This is a genomic window from Streptomyces sp. NBC_01241 (assembly GCF_041435435.1).
GTDB lineage: Bacteria > Actinomycetota > Actinomycetes > Streptomycetales > Streptomycetaceae > Streptomyces.
Map to the genome: position 1 here is coordinate 6,823,856 of NZ_CP108494.1, position 21,239 is coordinate 6,845,094.

Annotated in this window: 15 protein-coding genes and 2 pseudogenes; 10 read left to right on the top strand and 7 right to left on the bottom strand. The window is 67.1% G+C overall.

Going from position 1 to position 21,239, the window contains the following annotated elements; all coding sequences use genetic code 11:
* Positions 1–20: 20 nt before the first annotated feature.
* Positions 21–152, bottom strand: a pseudogene (locus OG306_RS30775) (protein kinase domain-containing protein); the annotation flags it as partial.
* Between OG306_RS30775 and OG306_RS30780 the strand changes: the two are divergent.
* From OG306_RS30780 to OG306_RS30790, 3 genes are all read left to right on the top strand, one after another.
* Positions 108–560 carry a hypothetical protein gene (locus OG306_RS30780; RefSeq protein WP_371665900.1) on the top strand — a complete coding sequence of 151 codons (453 nt, stop codon included), beginning with the start codon at positions 108–110 and terminating at the stop codon, positions 558–560. The pseudogene OG306_RS30775 and the gene OG306_RS30780 overlap by 45 nt on opposite strands.
* Before the next feature lie 209 nt (positions 561–769).
* Positions 770–1,351: a hypothetical protein gene (locus OG306_RS30785; RefSeq protein ID WP_266749338.1), complete on the top strand. Its 582-nt coding sequence runs from the start codon at positions 770–772 to the stop codon at positions 1,349–1,351.
* A gap of 364 nt (positions 1,352–1,715) precedes the next feature.
* Positions 1,716–2,228: an SMI1/KNR4 family protein gene (locus tag OG306_RS30790; RefSeq protein WP_266752753.1), complete on the top strand. Its 513-nt coding sequence runs from the start codon at positions 1,716–1,718 to the stop codon at positions 2,226–2,228.
* 10 nt (positions 2,229–2,238) lie between these two features.
* Here OG306_RS30790 and OG306_RS30795 read toward each other — a convergent pair.
* The 3 genes and pseudogenes from OG306_RS30795 to OG306_RS30805 form a co-directional block, all read right to left on the bottom strand.
* Positions 2,239–2,583, bottom strand: a pseudogene (locus OG306_RS30795) (ISL3 family transposase); the annotation flags it as partial.
* A gap of 491 nt (positions 2,584–3,074) precedes the next feature.
* Positions 3,075–4,604, bottom strand: coding sequence for a helix-turn-helix domain-containing protein (locus tag OG306_RS30800; RefSeq protein WP_266749339.1), 1,530 nt, complete (start codon positions 4,602–4,604; stop codon positions 3,075–3,077).
* Between the two features lie 221 nt (positions 4,605–4,825).
* Positions 4,826–5,449 carry an RraA family protein gene (locus tag OG306_RS30805; protein ID WP_371665901.1) on the bottom strand — a complete coding sequence of 208 codons (624 nt, stop codon included), beginning with the start codon at positions 5,447–5,449 and terminating at the stop codon, positions 4,826–4,828.
* 153 nt (positions 5,450–5,602) lie between these two features.
* On the opposite strand from OG306_RS30805, the gene OG306_RS30810 reads away from it, so the two are divergent.
* Together OG306_RS30810 and acnA are read left to right on the top strand one after the other, a co-directional pair.
* Complete coding sequence (locus tag OG306_RS30810) at positions 5,603–6,859, top strand: M20 family metallopeptidase (protein ID WP_266749341.1); 1,257 nt, start codon at positions 5,603–5,605, stop codon at positions 6,857–6,859.
* A gap of 270 nt (positions 6,860–7,129) precedes the next feature.
* Entirely contained in the window at positions 7,130–9,844 is a 2,715-nt protein-coding gene (gene acnA / locus OG306_RS30815; protein ID WP_327258629.1) for an aconitate hydratase AcnA, read from the top strand.
* 76 nt (positions 9,845–9,920) lie between these two features.
* On the opposite strand, the gene OG306_RS30820 is transcribed toward acnA, so the two are convergent.
* Both OG306_RS30820 and OG306_RS30825 read right to left on the bottom strand, forming a co-directional pair.
* Complete coding sequence (locus OG306_RS30820) at positions 9,921–10,118, bottom strand: DUF397 domain-containing protein (protein ID WP_327349266.1); 198 nt, start codon at positions 10,116–10,118, stop codon at positions 9,921–9,923.
* The gene (locus tag OG306_RS30825; protein ID WP_371665902.1) at positions 10,102–10,947 is read right to left on the bottom strand and encodes a helix-turn-helix domain-containing protein; all 846 of its coding nucleotides are present in this window, start codon (positions 10,945–10,947) and stop codon (positions 10,102–10,104) included. Before OG306_RS30825 ends, OG306_RS30820 begins: the two co-directional genes overlap by 17 nt.
* 350 nt (positions 10,948–11,297) lie before the next feature.
* Between OG306_RS30825 and OG306_RS30830 the strand changes: the two genes are divergently transcribed.
* The gene (locus tag OG306_RS30830) at positions 11,298–11,942 is read left to right on the top strand and encodes a histidine phosphatase family protein (protein WP_266749348.1); all 645 of its coding nucleotides are present in this window, start codon (positions 11,298–11,300) and stop codon (positions 11,940–11,942) included.
* A gap of 108 nt (positions 11,943–12,050) precedes the next feature.
* On the opposite strand, the gene OG306_RS30835 is transcribed toward OG306_RS30830, so the two are convergent.
* Entirely contained in the window at positions 12,051–15,896 is a 3,846-nt protein-coding gene (locus OG306_RS30835) for a GH92 family glycosyl hydrolase (RefSeq protein WP_266749350.1), read from the bottom strand.
* 502 nt (positions 15,897–16,398) lie between these two features.
* Here OG306_RS30835 and ngcE point away from each other — a divergent pair.
* The 4 genes from ngcE to OG306_RS30855 all read left to right on the top strand — a co-directional run bounded on the left by ngcE (position 16,399) and on the right by OG306_RS30855 (position 21,232).
* On the top strand, positions 16,399–17,847 hold the full coding sequence (ngcE, locus tag OG306_RS30840; RefSeq protein WP_266749351.1) for an N-acetylglucosamine/diacetylchitobiose ABC transporter substrate-binding protein: 1,449 nt from the start codon (positions 16,399–16,401) through the stop codon (positions 17,845–17,847).
* Between the two features lie 50 nt (positions 17,848–17,897).
* Complete coding sequence (locus OG306_RS30845; RefSeq protein ID WP_266749353.1) at positions 17,898–18,821, top strand: carbohydrate ABC transporter permease; 924 nt, start codon at positions 17,898–17,900, stop codon at positions 18,819–18,821.
* Positions 18,822–18,912: 91 nt separating this feature from the next.
* The gene (locus OG306_RS30850; protein WP_266749354.1) at positions 18,913–19,830 is read left to right on the top strand and encodes a carbohydrate ABC transporter permease; all 918 of its coding nucleotides are present in this window, start codon (positions 18,913–18,915) and stop codon (positions 19,828–19,830) included.
* 199 nt (positions 19,831–20,029) lie between these two features.
* Positions 20,030–21,232 carry an ROK family transcriptional regulator gene (locus OG306_RS30855; protein ID WP_266749356.1) on the top strand — a complete coding sequence of 401 codons (1,203 nt, stop codon included), beginning with the start codon at positions 20,030–20,032 and terminating at the stop codon, positions 21,230–21,232.
* The last annotated feature ends 7 nt before the right edge of the window (positions 21,233–21,239 follow it).

The window sequence follows — 21,239 nt, forward strand, 5'->3', positions numbered from 1 at the left end:
TGCGTGTGGGTCAGCCTGGTGCCGGCCTCGGTGCGGGCGATGCCGAAGTCGGTCACCGCGACCCGCCCGTCCCTGCGGAGCATCAGGTTCGACGGCTTGATGTCGCGGTGCACGACCCCGAGCAGATGCACGGCGTGCAGCGCGTCGAGCACCTGGGCGACGAGGTCGAAGACCTGGGCAGCCGGAAGGAGCCCGCTCCGCTCGGCGGCATGGGCGTCATCACGGCAGACGCTCGTGACACTTGGGCCGACACGACCCCTGCCGGCCTCGATATCGAGCCGGAGGAGCTGGTGACGTGGGGGGCCGCGAGCAGCGCCGATCTCTTCTGCTGGCTTGCTCGCGGGAAACCCGCCGAGTGGCCTGTAATGGTCTTCAGTCATGGTGACGATGTTTGGACTCGGCACGACTTCGGTGTCGCGGAATTCTTGTGCCGAGTGCTGCAAGCAAGGCCGGGAGTCGAAGTGATGGCTGATTCTCCGCTGTGGGGTCAGCGGCACCCCTCATATGTGAGTTCGGCTGAGCGCCGACGGGCGCGCGAGGCCGGGAGCTCGGGCGAGTAGCCAGGCATTGTGGCGTAGGTCCTGACACGCTGTCAGTGCTCGCAGCGGTGTCAAGGTGTTCCTGCGTTCCTTCTGCATGCAGGCGCGCGGGACCACGGTCGGGGGGCGGCAGGAATAGAATTCGATAATGAGGTGAAGAACATCATGTACAGCGTGAAGGGCGGCCAGTTCCAAAACTTGGGCCGAGTGGTTCCGGGAGGTTATGTGAAATGACACGTCATATCGAGGCGCTTTCCGGCCTGTTGACTTCTTTCGAAGGAAGTGCGGGGGATATGGTCGATTGGGGGGTGATCGAATCTGCTTACGGAACCGTATTCCCACTGGACTACAAAGAGTTCGTGCAGCGATTTGGACACGGAACCATCGAGGGGAGCATTGCCACCCTGATACCGGTCGTTACTTCCGACCCGATGGTCAGGCGGGTGGCTCCTCTGCCCGATTTGGTGCGTGCGGATCCAAATTTCAACAGGTGGGCCGAACGAGGTCAGGTGTACAGCCTCGATCAAATTCCCGTGTGGGGGGAGACGCACAGCGCCGACGTGCTCGGCTGGGTGGCCACAGGGGCCGATCCCCATGCGTGGCCGCTAGCCGTGTGGGCGCGAGGTGATGCGGCCTGGGCCGTACATGACTGCGGGATGGTCGAGTTCCTGATCAAGCTTCTGGCAGGAGATTTCCCCGAGTGGCCGATCAGTGACACTTCTCTCATGGGAATCCAAAATGCGCGCTTCTTGCACGACAGGCAGGAGGAGCGGCTCGCGGAGGAAGGTATCTATCCCTGGGATGAGGACTGAGACGCCTGGTGGAGGACTGCTCTCACCTGCCAGGGTGGTGGCGGTTCCATCTTGCGCGTGCCCATGACATTCAGCTTCACCCCGGAGCCCGCGAGGGAACGTAAAAGGGTCGGTGACGCGGATTTTCGTGCACGGCAATCACTGAAGGTCGAGTCAACTTGCATCCTGCACCGAAGCGATAGATGCGTGGACCGTTCATCCCGATGAATTCGTGGACATGAAAATAGAAGGCTTCTCATGAAACACATGCCGAGCTGAAACGGGACCCGAGTTCCTACACCACGGAACATGCGACTGGGGCAGTCAGCAGGGGCCAGTACGGTATCTGTCAGATATCGCGACCATGAGGAGTTGAGCTGTGCAGATGAGAGAACTCGTCGGGCAGGTGATGGCCACGCTGGTGAAGGCGTACTTCGCGGATTCCCCGATGGGCGCCGGCTCTCGCCCGGCGATCCGTCCGCCCGCGGAACCCGGGGCGCTGGCTGAACTGGAGCGCCACGCCGGTCAGTCGCTCGAGGCAGGGTACCGGCAGTTCCTGTTGCTCACGGACGGTCTGGAGGGCTTCCCCCTCGTGCTGCTTGGCTGTCAGGACTGGGAGCCCGGGGGCTTGGGCGAGGCCGCTGAGGAATTTCGGGAGACGGTTCTGGACAGTGATCCCGAGGACGTTGGCGTGTCCCCCGAGACCCCCTGCTTTCCGGTGGCCGTCAATGCTGATCGAAGCCAGGGTATCTTTTTGATTGACACCGTCGGTCCCGCCGAGGAGCGGTTCTGGTGGACCGGCGAGGGGGACAGCTTCTATTTCGTGGGGTTCGCCGACGTCCTCGCTTTCCTGAACGACGCGGGTTCCTGCGACCCGAGGGAGTCACTCTGCACCTGAAACGTGTTCCTGGCTGAGGCTTCAGGAGCTGGGCGAAGGCCCGGATGCGGGTGGCCAGATGGGTCATCTCGGGACAAGCGGCGGTGAGCCGGGCCAGGAACTCGTGATGCTCGGCCTCGAGGTTGTCGGGCCTGGTGAGCAGCATCCGGGCGAGTCTACGCTCAGAGATGTGGCTGCGGTCGGCGTCCGCGCGCCCTTGGCTGATGTGCTTGTGCAGGAGGTTGAGACAGCCCGTGAACCCGAGGGCCTTGATCTCTTCGAAGAGGTGCAGGACGGGGACGGCGGGGTCCTCGGCCCGGCGTTTGCGCAGGTGCTCGCGATAGGGATCGACGAGGCTGGCGCGGTACTTGGGGACACATGTCGGTCCGGCCTTCCAGGCCACCGGCGACTGCGCCACCGTCGCGGCGGGCCCTGCTTGGCCACCGCGGCACTGAGCGGCGAGATGTTCTACGTCCCCTGCCCCGCGTGAGGCGACGACGCCGTGGTCCCGGAGACTTCACTGGTCTCGACCCCGGCCGGAGCCGTGTCCCACTCCGGGGTTGTTGCAGGACTTGATCGCCCGAGTCCTGACGAAGTCTCGAGCCCCGGCGTCCACCTGGTTGTGCGTCAGCGTGAGCAGTGGCGAGACGACTACGGTTGACTCTGTTCTGTGCGCGCAGCCGCAGATCCTTGATCTCGCTGCCGTCAGATCCCTGGAGCTACCGATCTGAGCCCGAAAGGCTCGTTGACGGAACGTGGCTTCAGCGCAAAGTCCCAGAGAAGTCCCACGGTCACCCCGCCACGCCCCTCCGAATCTGTATTTATGCAGGTCAGATGGGGTGTGGCGGAGCGGTCACTTGTGCATTCTCAGATGTCCCGGAAGATCTCGATCTGCGCGCCCACGGAGTTGAGCCGCTCCGCCAGCTCCTCGTAACCGCGGTTGATGACGTACACGTTGCGCAGTACGGACGTGCCCTCCGCCGCCATCATGGCGAGCAGCACCACCACGGCGGGCCGCAGTGCGGGCGGGCACATCATCTCGGCGGCGCGCCAGCGGGTCGGGCCCTCGACGAGTACCCGGTGCGGGTCCAGGAGCTGCAGCCGGCCGCCGAGGCGGTTCAGGTCGGTGAGGTAGATGGCCCGGTTGTCGTAGACCCAGTCGTGGATGAGGGTCTGGCCCTGGGCCGAGGCGGCGATGGCCGCGAAGAAGGGCACGTTGTCGATGTTGAGCCCGGGGAACGGCATGGGGTGGACCTTGTCGATCGGCGCCTCCAGTTTGGAGGGGCGGACCGTGAGGTCGACCAGCCTGGTACGGCCGTTGTCGGCGGCGTACTCCGTCGTACGGTCGCAGTCGACGCCCATCTCTTCGAGTACCGCGAGCTCGATCTCCAGGAACTCGATCGGCACCCGGCGGATCGTCAGTTCGGACTCCGTCACCACGGCGGCGGCGAGCAGACTCATCGCCTCGACCGGGTCTTCGGAGGGGGAGTAGTCGACATCCACATCTATGTGCGGAGCGCCGTGCACGGTCAGCGTCGTCGTGCCGATGCCGTCCACGCGTATGCCCAGTGCTTCCAGGAAGAAGCAGAGGTCCTGGACCATGTAGTTGGAGGAGGCGTTACGGATGACGGTCGTGCCGTCGTGCCGGGCGGCGGCCAGCAGTGCGTTCTCGGTCACGGTGTCCCCGCGCTCGGTGAGCACGATGGGACGGTCGGGCGTGACCGAGTGATCTATTTGCGCGTGGTAGAGCCCCTCGGTCGCGGCGATCTCCAGTCCGAACCGGCGCAGCGCGATCATGTGCGGCTCGATGGTCCGCGTGCCGAGGTCGCAGCCGCCCGCGTACGGAAGCTTGAACGCGTCCATCCGGTGCAGCAGCGGGCCGAGGAACATGATGATGGAACGGGTCCGGCGGGCGGCGTCCGCGTCGATGGCGTCCATGTCGAGCCGGGCGGGCGGGACGATCTCCAGATCGATCCCCTCGTTGATCCACCGGGTCCGCACGCCGATGGAGTTCAGCACCTCCAGGAGGCGGTAGACCTCCTCGATGCGGGCCACGCGGCGCAGCACCGTACGGCCCCTGTTGAGCAGTGAGGCGCAGAGCAGCGCCACGCACGCGTTCTTGCTCGTCTTGACGTCGATGGAGCCCGAGAGCCGGCGCCCACCGACCACCCGCAGGTGCATCGGCCCGGCGTAGCCGAGCGAAACGATCTCGCTGTCGAGTGCTTCACCGATGCGCGCGATCATCTCAAGGCTGATGTTCTGGTTACCGCGCTCGATGCGATTGACGGCGCTCTGACTGGTGGCCAGCGCCTCGGCGAGCTGGCTCTGTGTCCAGCCACGATGCTGACGTGCGTCACGGATGAGCTTGCCGATGCGTACGAGGTAGTCGTCTGACATGACGAAAGGCTATCTCAGATATGAGATGAGCCCTGGGGTGGGGTGCTCCGTTCGGGTGACGGCCGTGTGCAGGCACGGCAGTTGTCCGGCCGCGATCGCGTGACGAGCGGTGCGGGTCACGGATGCGCTGTGCGTTCCATGGTGCACCGGGCTCGTCGGGAAGGCGCGCGGTGTACGTCCGTCCGGGGTGGACGTACACCGGCCTCGGCCCGGCCCGCAGGTCAGCCCTCGAAGCCGCCCTCGGCCAGGATCGCGTCGATGCGCTCGCGATGGGCCTTCTTCCAAGCGTCAAGGGTTTCCCCGGCCTCCTTGGCCAACTTCTTCCGGGCATCGCGCAGTACGTCCTCCCGGCGGGCGCGGGGTGTGACCACGACGCCCTCTTCGTCGGCCACCACGATGTCGCCGGGGGCGACGGCCACCCCACCGCACCGCACCGGGGCATTGAGCGGCCCGACGGCCTTCTTGGTGCCCGGGATGGGGATGACTCCCCTGGCGAAGACGGGGAAACCCATCTCGCGCACCTCGGCGAGGTCGCGGATCACTCCGTCGGTCACGAACGCCGCGATCCCGCGGCGCTGGGCGACGGCACAGACGTTTCCTCCGGCGAGCGCGTAGTCCACGTCCCCCGCCTCCACGACGATGACCGAGCCGGGTTCCGCGCGGTGGATGGCCGCGTGCAGCATCAGGTTGTCGCCCGGAGGGCAGCGCACGGTGAAGGCCGGTCCGGCGACTCGTGGGACCGACGGCCACAGAGGCCGGATGCCGATGTCCATGACCTGTTCGCGGCCCAGGAGATCGGCGAGGGTGGTCGGCGGGATGTCCTTGAACTCGGTGGCGTCGTTCATGTTCCTCCTTCGTCCGGGCCCCCGACCCACCGCAGGCGGCGCGTTCCCCGCGTCCACGGTGCAACCGCTGTGTGTCCGGCGGACGATGGGAGGAGTGCGGCGGCGAGACTACCGAACTGCCGCGGGGGAGTCCCACTTGCACAAGGAGCCTCCATGACCGACCGTGCCCACACCGTGCTGGCAGGCCTCGATGGCGTCGGCTCCGATCTGGAGGGCATCTACAAGGACCTGCACAGACACCCCGAACTCGGCTTGCGGGAGCACCGCACGGCCAAGAAGGCGGCCGACGCCCTGCGGAACTTCGGCTACGAAGTCACCGAAGGCATCGGCGGAACCGGGGTGATCGGCACCCTGGTCAACGGCGAGGGTCCGGTCGTCATGGCCCGCGCCGACATGGACGCCCTCCCGGTACGCGAACAGACCGGCCTGCCCTACGCCTCCACGGCCACGGTGACCGGCGACGACGGCACCGAGCAGCCCGTGATGCACGCCTGCGGACACGATGTGCACGTGACCTGTCTGATCGGCTGCGCACGGCTGATGGCCCGGGCCAAGGACGCCTGGCGAGGCACCTTCGTGGCCCTCTTCCAGCCCTCGGAGGAGAACGGCGACGGCGCCGAAGCCATGATCGACGACGGTTTGACGTCGAAGGCTCCCCGGCCCGACGTGGTGCTCGCCCAGCACGTCCTGCCCTATCCGGCCGGCTATGTCGGCACTCGCTCCGGATCGTTCCTGTCGGCCTCCGACAGTCTGCGCGTCACCGTGTACGGCCGGGGCGCGCACGGCTCCATGCCCCAGGCCGCGGTCGACCCCGTGGTGATGGCCGCGATGATCGTCGTACGCCTGCAGACCATTGTCTCCCGGGAACTGGCCGCCACCACTCCGGCCGTCGTCACCGTGGGCAGCATCCATGCCGGCACCGGCCCCAACGTCATCCCCGACCGCGCGGTCATCCAGCTCAACGTGCGTACGTACGACGACGCCTCGCGCACGCACGTCCTGAACGCGATCGAGCGGATCGTCGAGGCCGAGAGCCAGGCGTCCCGATCGCCGAGGCCACCCGAGATCGAGAAGACCGCCACCTTCCCGCCCACGGTCAATGACGAGGCGCCGACCCGGCGCGTCGCCGAGGCGTTCGCGGCCCACTTCGGCGACGAAGCGCACACCATCGACCTGCAGACCGCCAGCGAGGACATGAGCGAGATCCCCAAGGCGTTCGGTGCGCCATTCACCTACTGGGGCATCGGGGGCATCGACCCCGGCCTGTACGCCGAGGCCGCCAGGAACGGGACCGTCGCCCAGGACATCCCGGTGAACCACAGCCCCGCCTTCGCCCCGGTCGTCCAGCCGACCCTGAACACCGGTGTCGGCGCGCTGACGGTCGCCGCCCTCGCGTGGCTCGGCAGATGACCCGGTGACCGGCGCGCCGCCGCGAAGGGCGCCCCGCCGCGAAAGGCGGTCGGCCAGGGCGCCCGCACATGACCGCGCTACGGTGATGTACTAGAGTTATCTCGACATCGAGATATATGCCGAAGGCGCACCGCAGGCCGCCATCGGGTAAGGGTTACCTAACTAAGCCTTACCTCAGCGGATGGTCGAGGGGTCGTAGGCGGCACCACGCGGCGCCCGCCGTAATGAGGCGCGGCGCGGAGTACGCGCACATTGATGAAGGAGACTGTCGTGTCGGCGAACAGCTTCGACGCCCGCAGCACGCTGCGCGTGGGCGACGAGTCGTACGAGATCTTCAAGCTGGACAAGGTCGAGGGCTCCGCGCGCCTCCCTTACAGCCTGAAGGTGCTGCTGGAGAACCTGCTCCGCACCGAGGACGGCGCGAACATCACCGCCGACCACATCCGGGCGCTCGGCGGCTGGGACTCCCAGGCACAGCCCAGCCAGGAGATCCAGTTCACGCCGGCCCGCGTGATCATGCAGGACTTCACCGGTGTGCCGTGTGTCGTGGACCTCGCCACCATGCGTGAGGCCGTCAAGGAGCTGGGTGGTGACCCGGCCAAGATCAACCCCCTCGCCCCGGCCGAGCTGGTCATCGACCACTCCGTCATCGCCGACAAGTTCGGCACCAACGACGCGTTCGCGCAGAACGTCGAGCTGGAGTACGGCCGCAACAAGGAGCGCTACCAGTTCCTGCGCTGGGGCCAGACCGCCTTCGACGAGTTCAAGGTCGTCCCCCCGGGCACCGGCATCGTCCACCAGGTCAACATCGAGAAGCTGGCCCGTACGGTCATGGTCCGGGGCGGCCAGGCGTACCCCGACACCCTCGTCGGCACCGACTCGCACACCACCATGGTCAACGGCCTCGGTGTGCTGGGCTGGGGCGTCGGCGGCATCGAGGCCGAGGCCGCGATGCTCGGCCAGCCGGTCTCCATGCTCATCCCGCGCGTCGTCGGCTTCAAGCTGACCGGCGAGCTCCCGGCCGGCACCACCGCCACCGACCTCGTGCTGACCATCACCGAGATGCTCCGCAAGCACGGCGTCGTCGGCAAGTTCGTCGAGTTCTACGGTGAGGGCGTCGCCGCCACCTCCCTCGCGAACCGCGCCACCATCGGCAACATGTCGCCGGAGTTCGGCTCCACCGCCGCGATCTTCCCGATCGACGACGAGACGCTGAAGTACCTGCGCCTGACCGGCCGTGACGAGCAGCAGGTCGCGCTCGTCGAGGCGTACGCCAAGGAGCAGGGCCTCTGGCTCGACCCGGCCGCCGAGCCGGACTTCTCCGAGAAGCTGGAGCTGGACCTGTCGACGGTCGTCCCGTCGATCGCCGGCCCGAAGCGCCCGCAGGACCGCATCGTCCTCGCGAACGCCAAGGAGCAGTTCGCCCAGGACGTGCGCAACTACGTCTCCGAGGACGAGGAGTCGGGCAAGGAGTCCTTCCCGGCCTCCGACTCGCCGGCCTCCTCCAACGGCGTTCCGTCGCGTCCGACCACGGTCACGGCCCCCGACGGCACGACGTACGAGATCGACCACGGCGCCGTCACCGTCGCCGCGATCACCTCCTGCACCAACACCTCGAACCCGTACGTCATGGTCGCCGCGGCGCTCGTGGCGAAGAAGGCGGTCGAGAAGGGCCTGACCCGCAAGCCGTGGGTCAAGACCACCCTCGCCCCGGGCTCGAAGGTCGTCACCGACTACTTCGACAAGGCGGGCCTGACCCCGTACCTCGACAAGGTCGGCTTCAACCTCGTCGGCTACGGCTGCACCACCTGCATCGGCAACTCCGGCCCGCTGCCGGAGGAGGTCTCCAAGGCGGTCAACGAGCACGACCTCGCCGTGACCTCGGTGCTCTCCGGCAACCGTAACTTCGAGGGCCGGATCAACCCCGACGTCAAGATGAACTACCTGGCGTCCCCGCCGCTGGTCGTCGCGTACGCCATCGCCGGTTCGATGAAGGTGGACATCACCAAGGACGCCCTGGGCATCGACCAGGACGGCAAGCCGGTCTACCTCGCGGACATCTGGCCGTCGGAGGCCGAGGTGAACGACGTCGTCGCCAACACCATCGGCGAGGACATGTTCAACAAGTCCTACCAGGACGTCTTCGCCGGCGACGCCCAGTGGCAGGCGCTCGCGATCCCGACCGGCAACACCTTCGAGTGGGACCCGCAGTCCACCTACGTGCGCAAGCCCCCGTACTTCGAGGGCATGACGATGGAGACGACCCCGGTCGAGAACATCTCCGGCGCCCGGGTGCTCGCCAAGCTGGGCGACTCGGTCACCACCGACCACATCTCCCCGGCCGGTGCGATCAAGGCCGACACCCCGGCCGGCAAGTACCTCACGGAGCACGGCGTCGAGCGCCGTGACTTCAACTCCTACGGCTCGCGCCGTGGTAACCACGAGGTCATGATTCGCGGCACCTTCGCGAACATCCGCCTGCGCAACCAGATCGCCCCGGGCACCGAGGGTGGCTACACCCGCGACTTCACCCAGGCCGATGCCCCCGTGTCGTTCATCTACGACGCCTCGCAGAGCTACCAGGCCGCCGGTACCCCGCTGGTCATCCTGGCGGGCAAGGAGTACGGCTCCGGCTCGTCCCGCGACTGGGCCGCCAAGGGCACCGCGCTCCTCGGCGTCAAGGCCGTCATCGCCGAGTCCTACGAGCGCATCCACCGCTCGAACCTCATCGGCATGGGCGTCCTCCCGCTCCAGTTCCCGGAGGGCGCGACCGCCGAGGCCCTCGGCCTCACCGGCGAGGAGACCTTCTCCTTCACCGGCGTGACCGAGCTGAACAACGGCACCACGCCGCGCACCGTCAAGGTCACCACCGACACCGGTGTGGAGTTCGACGCGGTCGTCCGCATCGACACCCCCGGTGAGGCGGACTACTACCGCAACGGCGGCATCATGCAGTACGTGCTCCGCAGCCTGATCCGCAAGTAGGCAGCAGAGCCGAAGGGCCGCATCCCGGGTCTCCCGGGGTGCGGCCCTTCGCGTGGTACGGCGCCTGTGGTCGCCCCTACCGCTTGACGTACTGCACGAACGCCGCCCAGCCCGCGGCCGGGAAGGCCAGGACCGGGCTGTGGGTCAGCTTGGTGTCGCGTACGGGGACGAAGCCGGGGACGTTGTCGGCGACCTCGACGCATTCACCGCCGTCGCCGTTGCTGTACGACGACGTACGCCAGGCAGCGGTACTCAGGTCAGGTGCCATGCTCATCGGTCGCGAACTCCTTCGCCGCCGACACGATCCGGGCCAGGGACGCCTCCGGCGACAGCGCGGCGGCCCTGGCCAGATCGTATGCGGATCGGTACTGCTCCACCAGCAGCGGTTCTTCAACGAGTTGGCCGCTGTACGCGCTCTCCGTGTACACGATGGACGGAGCGTCGGTGAACTGCATCAGCGTCATGGACGAGTGCAGGAAGGGATGTGCCCCGGCGGAGAACGGGAGCACCTGGGCGACGATACGAGGGCGGGAAGCGATCTGCTCGGCGAGATGATTGAGCTGCTCCGCCATGACGGCCGGTCCGCCCACCGGCAACAGGAGCGCGGCCTCGTGAATCACCACCCAAAGCACGGGTGCCGCAGGCGCGTTGAGGAGACTGGTGCGCTCCATGCGCGTCCTGACATGTCCGTCGATGACTTCCGTGTCGGCGAACGGGTGGGCGGCTCGGGTCAGCGCACGCGCATAGGACTCTGTCTGCAACAGTCCGAGGACCACCATCGACGTATAGCTGTCGATGGACGAGGCGTGCAGCTGGAGCTCGGCCGCATCCGCGAAGTACCCCGCCACCTTCGACTTGCGCGCCAGCCGGCACAGCCGCTGAAGATGCTCGCCGCTGCCCAGCAGTTCGTCGAAGGCCCGGGACATGTCTTCCTGCGGGCGCCGTTCCGCCATCTCGAACAGCCCGATGTACGTTCCCGAGCAGAACACCCGGTCGCCCAGCTCGCTCTGGGACATCCCGGCGGCCTCACGCAGGCGGCGCAACTCGGAGCCGTAGAAGGAACGGGAGTCGGTGTACGGATCGAGATCCTTGGGCTGCGGCATGTGCCGCAATGTAACGGCGCACGGACGTACCCGACCGGGAAACCGGGAACGCGCCACCCGTAGGGCCTCTCGTTTGGATCATGCCGGGCTCGCGTGCCCCGGCACCGCACCTCGCCGCGTTGTCGTCGGTCGCCGACGCTCCGCGTCGCCTCCCTCCTCCGCCTTGCGATGCACGGCACCGGACCCCGCTCCCTGATCCGGCCTGATCCAAACGAAAGACCCTAGGTGTCCACCGCCGCGCGGACGCCCGAGGGCGAGCCGCGCCTGCCGCCGACCCGACGGAATGCGATCGTGGGCCCGCGGGTTCACACCCGCGACAGCGCCATCGGCACACAGGGAGCGGAATCACCATGGGCGAGTTGATCCTGATCCGGCACGGCGAGACCGAGTGGTCGCGGTCCGGGCAGCACACGAGCCACACCGATCTGCCCCTGACCCCCTTCGGCGAACGGCAGGCCCGCGCCCTGGCCCCGCTGCTCGCCGACCGGCAGATCGCGCTCACCCTGGTCAGCCCCGCGGTACGCGCCCGGCGCACCGCGGAGCTCGCCGGGCTCACCGCGCCCCGCATCACACCCGAGCTGCGTGAGTGGGACTACGGCGGCTACGAAGGGGTGACCACCGAGGAGATCCGCCTCACCCGCCCCGAGTGGAATCTGTGGACCGACGGGGTCGCCCCCGGCCCCGAGGCGCATCCCGGCGAGACGCCCGCCGAGGTCGGTGCGCGTGCCGACCGGGTGCTGGCGGAGGTCGTGCGGGCCGCGGGCCGCGATACGGAGGAGGACATCGCGCTCGTCGCCCACTCCCACTTCCTGCGCGTACTCACCGCCCGCTATCTCGGCCTGACCCCGGCCGAGGGCACACTGTTCCAGCTCGCCACGGGGGCGGTCTCGCGGCTCGGCACCGAGCACGGCAAGCCGGTTCTGACGGCGTGGAATGTGACCTTGCCCGAGAGCTTGTTCCCCCGGGACGTTCCGGAAAGCCCGGAGCAGGACTGAGCGGGAGCCGAGCCGTGCCGCCGCGCGGCTGCCCCGCCAACGGGCCGACGGCCGGTACCCCGGGGTGAGGTACCGGCCGTCGGCCGTGACGCGGGCAGAACACCCGGGTCAGGAGAGCAACTCCACCTCCGCGAGCGTCCCTTCACCGGCGAACACCAGGCGGTAGTGCGCGTACGAGCCCGGCGTGGCCACCGAGAACACCCTCGTCTGCCGGTCCCAGGCGAACGACTGGCCCGACCGCTTGTCGAGGTCCTTCCACGTCGCGCCGTCCGACGAGCCCTGGAGGATCCAGCCCGTCGGGGCCCGGTCCGCCGCGCTCGATGTCAGCGTGTACTGGGCCGCGTCCGTGGCCGAGGCCACCGGCAGGACCACCGAGGTGACCGTCGCCGACGTGGCCGACGTGTTGTCGAACAGGGCGCCCTCGCCCTTCAACACGTCCGCCTTCGGTGTCGCCACCTTGTCGTCCGTGGTGATCGAGGTCGGCGCCGCGTCCTTTCCGGTGCCCCACGACGACGGCTCGGCACCCATGTCGAAGTCCAGCACACCGCCCTTGGCCAGCAGGTCGTGCGGCAGCGAAGTCGAGGTCCACTTCTTGCCGTTGACCTTCAGGCCCTGGACATAGATGTTCTTCGCGCTGTTCTTCGGCGCCTTGACGACCAGGTCGTGGCCGTTCTCCAGGTGGACCGTGGTCTTCGTGAAGAGCGGGGAGCCGATCGCGTACTCGCCACTGCCCATGACGAGCGGGTAGAAGCCGAGCGAGGAGAAGAGGTACCAGGCCGACTGCTCGCCGTTGTCCTCGTCGCCGTGGTAGCCCTGGCCGATCTCGCTGCCGGTGTAGAGGCGGCTCAGGACCTCGCGGACCTTCTCCTGCGTCTTCCAGGGCTGCGAGGCCGCGTCGTACATGTAGGTGACATGGTGCGCGACCTGGTTGCTGTGGCCGTACTGCCCCATCCGTACGTCACGCGCCTCGGTCATCTCGTGGATGACACCGCCGTACGAGCCGACGAACTCGGGCCCGGCCGTCTCCGGCGTGGTGAAGTACGTGTCGAGCTTCTTGGCCAGGCCGGCGCGCCCGCCGTACAGGTTCGCCAGGCCCCGGCTGTCCTGCGGGGCCGTGAAGGCGTAGCCCCAGCCGTTCGTCTCCGTGTAGTCGTAGCCCCAGACCCGCGGGTCGTACGTGTCCGGCGTGAGCCGCCAGTCGCCCTTCGCGTCCTTGCCCTGGAAGAAGCCCACCTTGTTGTCGAAGAGCTCGACGTAGTTGCGGGCGCGGTTAAGGAAGTACTCGGACTCCTCCTTGTACCGCTCCTTCTTCGTCTTCTTGTAGAGCGCCCGGCCCATCTGTGCGATGCCGTAGTCGTTGAGGTAGCCCTCCAGCGACCAGGACAGGCCCTCGTGCGTGGCGGTGTTCGCGTAGCCGACGAACGGGGACGTCGCCATGCCCTTGCGGCCGACGCCCGAGGACGGCGGAACCACGGTGGCGTTCTTCAGCGCCGCGTCGTACGCCGCCTCGGCATCGAACTTCACGCCCTTGACGTACGCGTCGGCGAACGCGACGTCCGAGGAGGTGCCGGTCATCAGGTCGGCGTAACCGGGGGAGGACCAACGGGAGATCCAGCCGCCGTCCTTGTACTGCTGGACGAAGCCGTCCACCATCTCACCGGCCTTGTCCGGCGTGAGGAGGGAGTACGCCGGCCAGGTCGTCCGGTAGGTGTCCCAGAAGCCGTTGTTGACGTACACCTTGCCGTCGACGATCTTCGCGCCCGTGCGGGTCGGGGTGTCGGATCCGACCTGCGGGGAGAAGGGGCTGGAGTACTTGTCCTTGCCGCCGACCTTCTCGAAGCCCGAGTTCGGGTACAGGTACAGCCGGTACAGGCTGGAGTACAGGGTGGTCAGCTGGTCGGCCGTGGCGCCCTCGACCTCCACCTTGCCCAGGATGCCGTCCCAGGCCCGCTGCGCCCGGTCCTCGACCGCGCCGAAGGAGCGGGCGGCGGGGATCTCGGCGGCGAGGTTCTGCTTGGCCTGGTCGATGCCGATGAGGGAGGTCGCCAGGCGCAGGCCGACCGTGCGGTCCTTGCCCGCGTCGAAGCGGAGGTACCCGGTGACATCGTCACCGCCACCGCCGGACAGCTTGCCGCTCGCGGTGACCGGTGCGTCGAAGACGCCGTAGACGAAGAGCCGGGTCGCGCCGGTCGAGCCGCCGCTCTTCACGTCGGAGAAGCCGGTGAAGGAGCTGGTGTCCGGATCGAGGGTGAGGCCGCCGTCGTTGGAGACGTTGTCGAAGACGACGCTCGCGTTGTCGCCGGGGTAGGTGAACCGCATCCGGGCCGCGTGGTCGGTCGGTGTCATCTCGGCCTTGAGGCCGTTGTCGAAGGTCACACCGTAGTAGTGCGGCTTCGCCGTCTCGTTCTCGTGGTGGAACGGCAGCGCACGCGCCGTGCGCGAGGCGTCCGGGGTGCCGGCGACCGCCGACGGCATCAGCTGGAAGGTCTGCCGGTCGCCCATCCAGGGGCTCGGCTCATGGCTGGCGCTGAACGCCTGGAGCGTGGGCAGGTTGTCGTCGTTGTTGCCGCGCGCGTAGTCGTACAGCCAACTGGTCGACCCGGCGTTGGTGACCGGCGTCCAGAAGTTGAAGCCGTTCGGGACCGCGGTGGCGGGGAAGTTGTTGCCGCGCGAGAAACCACCGCTGGAGTTGGTGCCACGGACCGTCGACGCGTAGTCGGACAGGTGCGGGCGGCGCTTCTCGGGTGCCTTCGGGGCGATCTTGATGTCGTCGATCCAGCCCTGGAACTTCGCCGGGCCCTTGGGGGAGTCGTACGCCACCAGAATCCGGTCGACGGTCTTTCCCGCCGCGACGGTGCCGATCACCGAGTCGACCTTGTTCCACTGGTTGACGTACAGCCGCTTGGCGTCGGCCTGGCCCTGCGGGGTCAGCGGTCCGCCGTTGCTGTCGGTCGCCCGCAGATCGCTCAGGTACGTGCCGTCCGTGAATGCCAGGTCCACCGAGACATGCGTCGCCGGGTAGGAGAGGTCGGTCTCGCCCATCTGGGGATAGATCACATAGGACAGTGAGGTGTCACGGGTGACAGCCGTGTTCACATCGAAGATCTTGTTGTACGAGTAGGCCCGGCCGTCCGCCTTGTGCGTACCGGCGTACCGCAGGGCCTTCTTGCCGGTGAAGCCCGCGCCCGCCTTGGCGGTGGGGGAGCCGGACGGGCCGCGGTCGGCCTGGCTGCGCATCGAGTCGGGGGCCGGGGCCGAGGTGTCGCCGTCGGAGAACTGGACGTCCGCGAGCTGGGTCGCGTCGGAGGCGCCGTTGTTCTTCGTGATCTGCAGGCGGTAGTGCTGGTATGCCGTGTCGGATGTGACGTCGTACGACTTTGTCCGGAACCGCTCGGTGAAGGCCTGGCCGGTCCGGGAATCCAGCTCCTGCCACGTCTTGCCGTCGGTGGAGCCCTGCAGGGTCCAGTCCTTCGGGTCGCGCTCGTCGTGGTCATTGGCCGACGTCAGCGCGTACGTGACGACCTTGACCGGTTCGACGAGGTCGAACTCGACCCAGCCGGTGGGCTCGAAGGCCAGCCACTTGGTGCCGGGCTCGCCGTCGATCAGGTTCTCCTTAACCTCCCCGCCGCCGGTGTTCTCGCCGCTGGCGCGGACGTCCGTCACCTTGTCGGTCACATTGCCCGGTATTCCGGCGGAGAAGCCGCCATCGACACCCGATGACCGCTTCTTTCCGTCCGGGCCTTCTTCGACGGTGTTGCGCCAGTCCGGCTGCTTTTCATCCGCTTCGAAGGAAGAACTGAACGTCCGTTCCCCCGGGGCGTTTTGGCCCTTGTCTCCTGTCCGTGCCGACTGCGCGGCGGCCGCGGTGGGGGCTGTCACGACCAGAACCAGTGAAGCCGCGATCAGCGCGGCCGTACGGCTTTGTCTCTTACGAGAACCATGTCGGGGCTGCATGCCGAGCATTCCTCCCGAGGAAGTGCGCTTGGACAACGTTGTCACCGAGTTGCACAGGATCCAGTAGGGAGCCAAGTGGCTGGATGTGTCAAGGGTGTTGGGCGTGAACCGCCGACGGAATCAACCGTAATGCGGAAATCGTTACGCCCGGATCGGGACGCACGGGGTCCAGGTATCCGCAAGGTCTCAACTCGGGAAAGACTGCTGCTCAAACTTGCATTCGATCTTGCTCAGTTGGTCGCAAGTGGACTATACCTGTCGGCGTCTGCACAGCCGTTTCCGGCGACGTGGACAGGGGGACACGGGGGAACGGCCGAGGACGGCACAACAGGTGCGATCCGATGTCCGAACTCCCTCAACCCCCCACTGCACATGGCTAGCCTGAGATCAGCACTACCCAAGCGCAACTGACCGCGGTGGCGGGGCCCTTCGCCTGTCTGGCGAATATCGACGGGCGACCGGTACACACCGCCTGAGTCCTGGAGAAGGCGAGGACTTGAGCATGGGATCCACCTCCGCCCACAAGAATGAGGGCCTTGGCCGTCGCGATGTGATCAAGCGATCTGCCGCACTCGGCCTGATCACCGTGCCGACGATGAGCTTCCTGTCGGCGTGTGCGAGCAGTGACAGCAGCAGCGACAAGAAGGTCGAGAAGGGCAAGACCAGCAAGACGAACCCGCTCGGCGTCAACGAGACGGCTCCCCTAGAGGTAGTCATCTTCGACGGTGGTTTCGGCCAGCAGTACGCCCTCGACGCGGAGAAGAAGTACAACGCCGCGTTCCCGAAGGCTCCGAAGGTCAAGCACGCCGCGACCCAGAAGATCCAGTCGCAGCTGCAGCCGCGCTTCAACGGCGGCACCCCGCCGGACCTGATCGACAACTCCGGCGCCGAGCAGATGGACATGGGTGTCCTGGTCGGCAAGAAGCAGCTGCTCGACCTCACGCCGCTGATGGACGCCCCGTCCATCGACGACCCCAGCAAGAAGGTCCGCGACACGCTGCGCCCGGGTGTCCTGGAGATGGGGCAGTTCGACGGCGACCCCGTCTGGATCATGTACTACGCGTACACCGTGTACGGCGTCTGGTACTCGCAGACCGCGCTCGACAACCTCGACGCGCAGTACCCCGAGAACTGGGACGACATGCTCGCCCTCTGCGCGAAGGCGAAGAAGAAGGGCATCGCCGGCTGGACGTACCCCGGCAAGTACCCGTACTACCTGCCGTTCTCGCTCTACCCGTTCATCGCCAAGATCGGTGGCCGGGAGGTTCTCGACAAGATCGACAACCTGGAGCCGAACGCCTGGATGGACCCCGCGGTGAAGGCGGCGTTCGAGGCGTACTACGAGCTCTACCAGAAGGGCTACGTCCTCAAGGGCACCCCCGGCCTGACCCACATCCAGTCGCAGACCGAGTGGACCAAGGGCAAGGCGCTGTTCATCCCGAACGGCTCGTGGGTGGAGAACGAGGCGGCGCCGACCACGCCCAAGGACTTCAAGATGATGGTCGCGCCGCCGTCCGGCCTGGACTCGTCCGACAAGATGCCGTTCGGCACCATCTGGGCGTCCGGCGGCGAGCCGTTCATCGTTCCGGCCAAGGCGAAGAACCCCGAGGGCGGCATGGAGCAGCTGCGCATCATGCTCTCCGAGGAGTCGTCGAAGAACTTCACCAAGCAGGTCAAGTCGCTCAGCGCCTTCAACGGTGGCACCGACGGTCTGACCCTGTCGACTGCCATGCAGGCCGGTGTCGACTCGCTGAAGAAGGCCGGCGACAACGTGGTGAACCCGCGTCTGCAGGACTGGTACGTGAAGCTCCAGAAGGAGCAGATCGGCGTCGCCGGCATCGGCGAGATGATGGCCGGCCGCGCGACCCCGGCCGAGACCCTCAAGAAGATCCAGGCCTTCGCGGACGCGGCGGCCAAGGACCAGTCCATCAAGCACTACAAGCACCAGTGAGCAACCGTCACCAGCGGCGGCACCCGCGGAAAGATCGGGGTCGGTAAACGATGCAGCACGGCAAGTACCGTTTCATCGTGGGGTTCTTGGTAGTCCCACTGGCGTTGTACGCGGTCTTCGTCATTTGGCCGTTCATCCAGTCCATCTACTACTCGTTCACGGACTGGACCGGCCTGAGCCCGGACTTCAAGATGGTCGGGTTCGACAACTACACGAAGATGCTGAAGGACGACGTCTTCTGGAAGTCGTTGCAGCACAGCGTGTTGCTCGTGCTGCTGCTGCCGCTGGTGACGCTGGGCCTGGCGCTGTTCTTCGCCTTCATGCTCAATGTCGGAGGCCGACGGCGCAAGAACGCCGCGGTCTCCGGCGTGCGGGGCTCCTCCTTCTACAAGATCGCCTATTTCTTCCCGCAGGTGCTCTCGATCGTCATCGTCGCCCTGCTCTTCCAGTTCGCTTTCAACCCCGTCAGCGGGATGCTGAATTCGACACTGAAGGGAATCGGCCTGGGCTCCATCCAGCCGGACTGGCTGGGCGATCCGAGTCTCGCGCTGGTCTGCGTCATGTCGGTGCTGGTCTGGTCGACGGTCGGATTCTTCGTCGTCCTCTTCTCGGCCGGCATGGCGTCCATCCCGAAGGACTTCTACGAGGCGGCGCTCCTCGACGGCGCCAACCGCTTCACCACGTTCTTCCGGATCACGCTTCCGCTGCTGTGGGACACGGTGCAGTCGGGCTGGGTCTACATGGGAATCCTGGCCCTCGGCGTGGAGGCGTTCACCGCCGTACAGGTCATGACCGTGGGCCCCGGTGGTCCCGACTACTCGACCACGGTCCTTCCGCTGTACGTGTACCAGACGGCCTTCCGCGACGGGCAGGCCGGATACGCGACAACGATCGGTGTCGGACTGCTCATCGTCACCATGGCCTTCGCCGCCGTCGTGATGCGACTGGGCCGGCGCGAGCGGCTGGAGTTCTGATGCTGCGATTCACGGGGGACGGCCCCCGGACCCCCAGCAGGCACCACAGGTCGGCCTCCGTGTCCGGCTCGACAGTACGAGGTGAGTACACGTGAAGACGACTGACACCCCACCCGCGGCACCGGCGGCCGACCCGGCACCCGTGGCCAAGGCGTCCGCGCCCGCCGTCAAGGAGAAGAGCGGCGAGGGCCAGGTCCTCAATGTCTTCTCGCACGGTGTGCTGATCATCTGGGCGATCCTGGTCGTCCTGCCGCTGCTCTGGGCGGTGATGGCGTCCTTCAAGACGGACGACTCGATCCTGTCGACGCCGTGGTCGCTGCCCGACAAGCTGCACTTCGAGAACTGGTCGCGCGCCTGGAGCCAGGCGCACATGAGCGACTACTTCTTCAACACCGTCGTGGTGGTGGGCTGCTCGCTCGTCGGAACCCTGCTGCTCGGGTCGATGGCGGCGTACGTACTGGCGCGGTTCGACTTCCCGGGCAATCGCTTCCTCTACTACCTGTTCATCGGCGGGATGAGTTTCCCGATCATCCTGGCGCTGGTCCCGCTGTTCTTCGTCATGAACAACATGGGCCTGCTGAACACGCGGCACGGACTGATCATGGTCTACATCGCGTATTCGCTGCCGTTCACCGTCTTCTTCCTCACCTCGTTCTTCCGGTCACTGCCGAGCTCGGTGGCGGAAGCGGCGATGATCGACGGGGCCTCGCACACCCGGACCTTCTTCCAGGTGATGCTGCCGATGGCGAAGCCCGGCCTGATCAGCGTCGGTATCTTCAACTTCCTCGGGCAGTGGAACCAGTACATGCTGCCGACGGTGCTCAACACCGATCCGAACCACCGGGTGCTCTCCCAGGGCCTGGTCGAACTGGCCAACAGCCAGGGGTACAAGGGTGACTGGTCCGGTCTCTTCGCCGGTCTGGTGATGGCGATGCTGCCGGTCCTTGCGGCCTACATCATCTTCCAGCGCCAGGTCGTCGCCGGGCTCACCGCGGGTGCGGTGAAGTAGCACTCGTACCGTCCGTACACACACGAACCGCCCGTCGGCCATGCGCCGGCGGGCGGTTCGTGTGTGCGGGACGGGTGCCCCGGGCGCGGGCGCGGTGCTCATCCGAGGCTTCGCATGCTCAAGGTCTTGACGGGGAGTACCTCAAAACGCTCAGCTTAGAGTTCACATGTTGGAGAAATCGGTAGGAGTGAGAGAGTCGATGGAGACTCCGGGTTCGCAGACATCTCTGCATCGCGCCAACCTTGAGCGGGTGGTGCGCGCGGTACGCATGGCGGGCTCGCTCACCCAGGCGGAGATCGCACGGAGCACCGGCCTGTCAGCGGCCACCGTCTCCAACATCGTTCGCGAACTGAAGGACGGCGGCACGGTCGAGGTGACCCCCACCTCGGCGGGCGGCCGGCGGGCCCGCAGCGTCTCGCTCAGCGGTGACGCCGGCATTGTGATCGGCGTCGACTTCGGTCATACGCATCTGCGGGTGGCGATCGGCAACCTCGCCCACCAGGTGCTCGCCGAGGAGTCCGAGCCGATGGATGTCGACGCCTCGGCCGCGGAGGGGTTCGGACGGGCGGAACGCCTGGTCAAACGGCTCATCGAGGCGACCGGGATCAGCCCGGACAAGGTGATCGGGGTGGGCCTCGGTGTTCCCGGCCCGATCGACGTCGAGTCCGGCACCCTGGGCTCCACGTCGATCCTGCCGGGCTGGACGGGCATCAACCCCAGCGAGGAGCTCGCGGGCCGGCTCGGCGTGCCGGTGTACGTCGACAACGACGCCAACCTCGGCGCGCTCGGCGAGCTGGTCTGGGGGAGCGGGCGCGGGGTCAAGGACCTCGCGTACATCAAGGTCGCCAGCGGTGTCGGCGCCGGTCTGGTGATCGACGGGCACATCTACCGGGGGCCGGGCGGCACGGCCGGCGAGATCGGGCACATCACGCTCGACGAATCGGGCCCGGTCTGCCGCTGCGGCAACCGCGGATGCCTGGAGACGTTCACCGCCGCGCGCTACGTCCTGCCGCTGCTCCAGCCCGGTCACGGGCCCGATCTCACCATGGAGCGGGTGGTCCAGCTGGCCCGCGAGGGCGATCCGGGCTGCCGACGGGTGATCGGGGACGTCGGGCGCCACATCGGCAGCGGGGTGGCCAACCTCTGCAATCTGCTCAACCCCAGCCGGGTGGTGCTCGGCGGCTCGCTCGCCGAGGCCGGCGAGCTGGTGCTCGCACCGATCCGCGACTCGGTCTCCCGCTACGCCATTCCCAGCGCCGCCCGGCAGCTCTCGGTGCTGCCGGGGGCGCTCGGCGGCCGGGCCGAAGTGCTGGGTGCGCTGGCCCTGGTGCTGAGCGAGATGGGGGATTCAACCCTTTTGGAAAGTACCCTGCCGTCAGCCGCCCAGCCTTCACTTAGATGACGAATGG

Excerpts from the sequence above, each read along its gene's own strand:
- OG306_RS30855 (WP_266749356.1), top strand. The coding sequence starts at position 20,030 with ATGGAGACTCCGGGTTCGCAGACATCTCTGCATCGCGCCAACCTTGAG.
- ngcE (WP_266749351.1), top strand. The coding sequence starts at position 16,399 with ATGGGATCCACCTCCGCCCACAAGAATGAGGGCCTTGGCCGTCGCGAT.
- OG306_RS30830 (WP_266749348.1), top strand. The coding sequence starts at position 11,298 with ATGGGCGAGTTGATCCTGATCCGGCACGGCGAGACCGAGTGGTCGCGG.
- OG306_RS30805 (WP_371665901.1), bottom strand. The coding sequence starts at position 5,449 with ATGAACGACGCCACCGAGTTCAAGGACATCCCGCCGACCACCCTCGCC.
- OG306_RS30825 (WP_371665902.1), bottom strand. The coding sequence starts at position 10,947 with ATGCCGCAGCCCAAGGATCTCGATCCGTACACCGACTCCCGTTCCTTC.
- OG306_RS30820 (WP_327349266.1), bottom strand. The coding sequence starts at position 10,118 with ATGAGCATGGCACCTGACCTGAGTACCGCTGCCTGGCGTACGTCGTCG.
- OG306_RS30785 (WP_266749338.1), top strand. The coding sequence starts at position 770 with ATGACACGTCATATCGAGGCGCTTTCCGGCCTGTTGACTTCTTTCGAA.
- OG306_RS30835 (WP_266749350.1), bottom strand. The coding sequence starts at position 15,896 with ATGCAGCCCCGACATGGTTCTCGTAAGAGACAAAGCCGTACGGCCGCG.
- OG306_RS30845 (WP_266749353.1), top strand. The coding sequence starts at position 17,898 with ATGCAGCACGGCAAGTACCGTTTCATCGTGGGGTTCTTGGTAGTCCCA.
- OG306_RS30800 (WP_266749339.1), bottom strand. The coding sequence starts at position 4,604 with ATGTCAGACGACTACCTCGTACGCATCGGCAAGCTCATCCGTGACGCA.
- OG306_RS30810 (WP_266749341.1), top strand. The coding sequence starts at position 5,603 with ATGACCGACCGTGCCCACACCGTGCTGGCAGGCCTCGATGGCGTCGGC.
- OG306_RS30790 (WP_266752753.1), top strand. The coding sequence starts at position 1,716 with ATGAGAGAACTCGTCGGGCAGGTGATGGCCACGCTGGTGAAGGCGTAC.